General features: G+C 65.3%; 4 protein-coding genes. 3 read left to right on the top strand and 1 reads right to left on the bottom strand.

All coding sequences use genetic code 11. The features are described from left to right. A partial coding sequence (locus ACIQ2E_RS12500; protein WP_398331015.1) for a PstC family ABC transporter permease occupies positions 1–713 on the bottom strand: 713 nt, incomplete at its 3' end. Between the two features lie 91 nt (positions 714–804). Here ACIQ2E_RS12500 and dnaK point away from each other — a divergent pair. Genes dnaK through ACIQ2E_RS12485 form a run of 3 tightly spaced genes read left to right on the top strand, consistent with a single transcriptional unit; the run spans position 805 to position 4586 of the window. Then, positions 805–3171: a molecular chaperone DnaK gene (gene dnaK / locus ACIQ2E_RS12495; protein WP_398331012.1), complete on the top strand. Its 2367-nt coding sequence runs from the start codon at positions 805–807 to the stop codon at positions 3169–3171. After that, on the top strand, positions 3168–4115 hold the full coding sequence (locus ACIQ2E_RS12490) for a DnaJ domain-containing protein (RefSeq protein WP_398331018.1): 948 nt from the start codon (positions 3168–3170) through the stop codon (positions 4113–4115). The genes dnaK and ACIQ2E_RS12490 overlap by 4 nt, the downstream gene beginning before the upstream one ends. A 48-nt stretch (positions 4116–4163) precedes the next feature. Next, positions 4164–4586, top strand: coding sequence for a DUF3110 domain-containing protein (locus ACIQ2E_RS12485; protein WP_296446408.1), 423 nt, complete (start codon positions 4164–4166; stop codon positions 4584–4586). Positions 4587–4660 lie beyond the last annotated feature (74 nt).

Raw genomic sequence — 4660 nt, 5'->3', positions numbered from 1 at the left:
AACGCGAGCATCACGCCGCCGGTGATGCCGGAGATCGCCGCCGGCAGGATCACGTGCACGATGGCGCCCCAGCGGGTGGTGCCCACGCCGTAGGCCGCCTGCCGCAGGGCCAGCGGCACCTGTTGGAGTGAGTCGCGCGAAATGGCCGTGATGATCGGCAGGATCATCACCACCAGGATCAACACCGCCGGAGCCATGCCAGGGCCGAGCGGCGTGGTGGAGAAAAAGGGAAGCCAGCCAAGCCATTGATGCAGGCTCGTGAGCCCAGGCCTAAGGAACGGCTCCATCACAAAGATGCCCCAGAGGCCCAGCACCACCGAGGGAATCGCCGCCAGCAGCTCCACCATCAAGCCCAGAACCTGACGAACCGGCAGGGGGATGAAGTTCTCGGTGAGAAAGATGGCGGTGCCCACGCCCAGCGGCACGGCGATCGCCAAGGCCAGCAGGGAACTCACCAGCGTTCCGTAGATGGCGGTGAAGGCTCCGTAGTGCTCCCCGATCGGGTCCCAGTCGGAGGTGGTGAGGAAACCAAGCCCGAAGCGGGCGATGGCTTCTCTGGCCCCGCCGAGCACGGTGAAGAGGATGCCGATGAGCACCAGCCCCACCACGGAGGCCAGTGCCACCGCCAGCTTCTGGAATCCCCGATCAATCAGCAGTTCCCAGGGGGGACGCCGCCGCTGCGAGAAGAGTTCGGGGCGCGCACCCGCTGCCATGGGGATCTTTACCTGGCCCAAATCTAAAGCTCTGGCGCAGGGCCGTTAGCGTGAGGGCTTAGGCAACAATCCCTGGGGCGCAGTCAGTCACTTGGCACGGATCGTTGGCATCGACCTGGGCACTACCAATTCGGTGGTGGCGGTGCTCGAGGGTGGGCGCCCTCAGGTGATTGCCAGTGCCGAGGGCGGCCGCACCACCCCATCTGTTGTTGGCTTCAGCAAGGACGCTGAACTGCTGGTGGGGCAACTGGCCCGCCGCCAGCTGGTTCTCAACCCCCGCAACACCTTCGCCAATCTGAAGCGGTTTGTGGGGCGCCAGTGGGAGGAGCTGGAGGACAGCAGCCTCTCTGTTCCCTACACCGTGCGGGCCAACGACCAGGGCAATGTGCGGGTGGTTTGCCCGGCCACCGAGCGGGAATACGCGCCGGAAGAGCTGGTGGCCAGCATCCTGCGCAAGCTCGTGGATGACGCCAGCACGTATCTGGGCGAGCCGGTGGAAGCGGCGGTGATCACGGTGCCGGCTTACTTCAACGACGCCCAGCGTCAGGCCACCCGAGATGCGGGCCGTTTGGCGGGGATCAGCGTGGAGCGGATCCTGAACGAACCCACAGCCGCTGCCTTGGCCTACGGCTTTGATCGCAGCACCGTGAAGCGCGTGCTCGTGTTCGACCTGGGCGGTGGCACCTTCGATGTGTCAGTGCTGCGCATCGCCCAGGGGGTGTTCGATGTGAAGGCCACCAGCGGCGATACCCAGCTGGGTGGCAATGATTGGGACCGGCGCATCGTGGATTGGCTGGCCGATCAGTTCCAGAGCGCGCACAGCATCGATCTGCGCCGCGATCGCCAGGCTCTGCAACGGCTCACGGAAGCGGCGGAAAAGGCCAAGATCGAGCTCAGCGGCGTGCAGAGCACGCCGATTTCCCTGCCGTTCATTGCCACGGGCGAAGCAGGGCCTCTGCATATCGAAACCACGCTGGAGCGGCGCACCTTCGAGGGCCTCTGCCCCGATCTGCTCGATCGGTTGTTGCGGCCCGTGCAGCGAGCTCTCCGCGATTCAGGTCTGGCGGCTGAAGACATCGACGATGTGGTGCTGGTGGGCGGCTCCACCCGCATGCCGATGGTGCAGGAGATGGTGCGCACCCTGATTCCATTGGAGCCTTGCCAGTCGGTGAACCCCGATGAGGTGGTCGCGATCGGTGCGGCCGTGCAGGCCGGGATCCTCACCGGCGAGCTGCGCGATTTGATGCTGAACGACGTCACACCGCTTTCTCTCGGTCTGGAAACGATCGGTGGGGTGATGAAGGTGCTGATCCCGCGCAACACCTCGATCCCGGTGCGCAAGAGCGATGTGTTCAGCACATCGGAAGCTAACCAGAGCTCCGTGGAGATCCACGTGCTCCAGGGTGAGCGCCAGATGGCCGAAGGCAACAAGAGCCTGGGCCGCTTCCGCCTCTCCGGGATTCCGCCGGCCCCGCGGGGTGTGCCTCAGGTGCAGGTGTCGTTCGATATTGATGCCAACGGCTTGCTCCAGGTTTCAGCCACTGATCGCACAACGGGCCGCCAGCAGAGCGTGAGCATTCAAGGCGGTTCCAATCTCAGTGAGGATGAGATCAAGACCCTGATTGAAGAGGCCGAGCAGAAGGCCAGTGAAGATCGGCGCCGCAAGGCCGAGATCGACCGGCGCAACCGGGCCCAAACCCTTGTGGCTCAGGCCGAACGTCGCTTGCGCGATGCCGCCCTGGAGTTGGGGCCTTATGGAGCGGAGCGTCAGCAACGCGCTGTGGAGATTGCCGTCCGCGACGTGCAGGATCAGCTGGCGTCGGGAGATCTGGGTGATCTGGATCTGGCGGTGAGCCAGTTGCAGGAGGCCCTCTACGGGCTCAACCGCCGCCTAGCGAGCGAACGCAAGCAAGACAGCAACCCTCTCCAGGGTCTGAAAAACACCCTGGGTTCGCTCAAAGACGAACTGTTTGCCGACGACGATTGGGATGACTGGGATTCCCGCGGCCGAGGCCGCGATCCCTGGGCCGAGCCCTCCTGGAGTGCTGCTCGCAGCGGCTGGGGTGCCGACGACTGGAGCCGGCCGGCCCCAGCCCCACGCCTTGATGGTCCGCCCTTTCGCTATTCCGATCAGGATCGCCTCAGCCAGGAGCGGTATCAGGGAGATCCCTACCGAGAGTCCAGTGCTGGCGACGATCGTTTTGGCGCTGGACGCTTCAGACCAGAGCGCGATCCCCAGGAGCGTTTTGAGCCCTCCTTCGCAGACGATCGCGACCAGCGATCACGCCGCGCACCCCAAGAGCGTTACGCGGACAACAGCTACCGGGATGACCGCTATTCGGATGATGACGACGGGGAGGAGCGCGATTGGGATTCCGATCGCCTGATTGCTCCAGCGGCGCCGCGCCGCAGCGCCAGGCCCGCCCCATTTGAGGGTGATCCCTGGGCTGAGGACTGAGCCCGGTGACCAGTGCTCCCTCTCGCTCGGCTGTGAATCACTGGGCTGTGCTGGGGCTTGAGCCCGGCGCGGATTCCCAGGCGCTCAAACGTGCCTTTCGCCAGCAGGCTCGGCGTTGGCACCCCGATCTCAACGGCAACGACCCCCATGCTGAGGAACAGTTCAAGGCCGTCAACGAGGCCTATGCCGTTCTCAGTGATCCCCAACGCCGCGAGCAGTGGGAGCAGGGGCTCGATACCGCCGAGGCGGCAGCCGCTGGGCTGGATCCCTTTGCCCACGGGTTCCCCGATTTTCACGACTACATCGAGGCGCTGTTCGGCATTCCGCAGCGCCGATCGGGATCCAGCCGATCCACTGACTCCGAACGGCCGCCAGCCGCTGGACCCAGGGAGCGCAGTGAGGTCACGGCGTCGCCACCTCCCCCGCCACCGGTGGTGGCGAGCAGCGATTGTGAGTCGCTGGTGGAGCTCACCCCGGAGCAGGCCCTGCACGGTGAGCGGGTCGAGATTGATCTGCCCGATGGCAGCTGCGTTGAGGTGTGGACTCCCGCGATGGCGGGGGATGGTTGGCGTTTGCGCCTCGCTGGCGTTGCCCCTGGCGGTGGCGACCACTTTCTGCAGCTGCGGGTGCGCACGCCCGAGGGCCTGCGGATCGACGGTCTGCGAGTGCAGTATCAGCTTGATCTCTCGCCGGCGGAGGCGGCGCTGGGCTGCTCCGTGGTGGTGCCCACGCTTGACGGTCCGGTGCAGCTGCGCGTTCCGGCCGGTTCCTCCAGCGGGCGCTTGCTGCGCTTGCGCGGGCGTGGATTGCAGCAGGGCGATCAACGCGGGGATCAGCTGGTGGAGGTGCGCCTGGTCGTGCCCAGCGCCCTCACCGAGGCGGAGGAGGCGCTGTATGCCCGCCTGCAGCAGTTGGCCGCTGAGCTCGATGGTGAACGGAGCTGAGCCGACATCGCCCATCAGTGAGACACTGAACCCAGCGTTTGCTCCACGATGTCGGTTCACGTCCTGCTGTTCGATGCCGGCAGCGACAACGAGGGCATCCACTCCCTCGAACTGAATGGCACCACCGTGGTGCTGTTGTTTGAGGACCGCGATGATGCCGAGCGCTACGCCGGTCTGCTGGAGGCCCAGGATTTCCCTGCTCCAACGGTGGAGGCGATCGAACGCCGCGAGATGGAGGAGTTCTGCAGCAGCGCCGGCTATGAAGCGCGGTTTGTTCCGGCTGGGTTCCTGCCCCAGAGCGCTGAAGATCGCCTGCTGATTGCTCCGCCTGAAAAGAACATGGATGTGACCTCCTGGCGCGAGCAGGAGGACCCAAGCAGCGAGCCCGCGGTGGCCGCCGCTGATGATCCGATCAGCACCGGCAATGCGGAACTCGAAGATTTCCGTCGCCGGCTTGAGGGTCTGCTGTGAGCAGCTCGTTTGCGGATGTGCAACGGGGCCATCTGCTCACCGAGCAGGCCAACCCCTCCAGTGCCCAGCTCGAT

Source organism: Vulcanococcus sp. (assembly GCF_044369115.1).
In the GTDB taxonomy this organism is placed as follows: Bacteria; Cyanobacteriota; Cyanobacteriia; order PCC-6307; family Cyanobiaceae; genus Vulcanococcus.
This window is presented reverse-complemented; position numbering and strand designations above follow the sequence as displayed.

Excerpts from the sequence above, each read along its gene's own strand:
- ACIQ2E_RS12485 (WP_296446408.1), top strand. The coding sequence starts at position 4,164 with ATGTCGGTTCACGTCCTGCTGTTCGATGCCGGCAGCGACAACGAGGGC.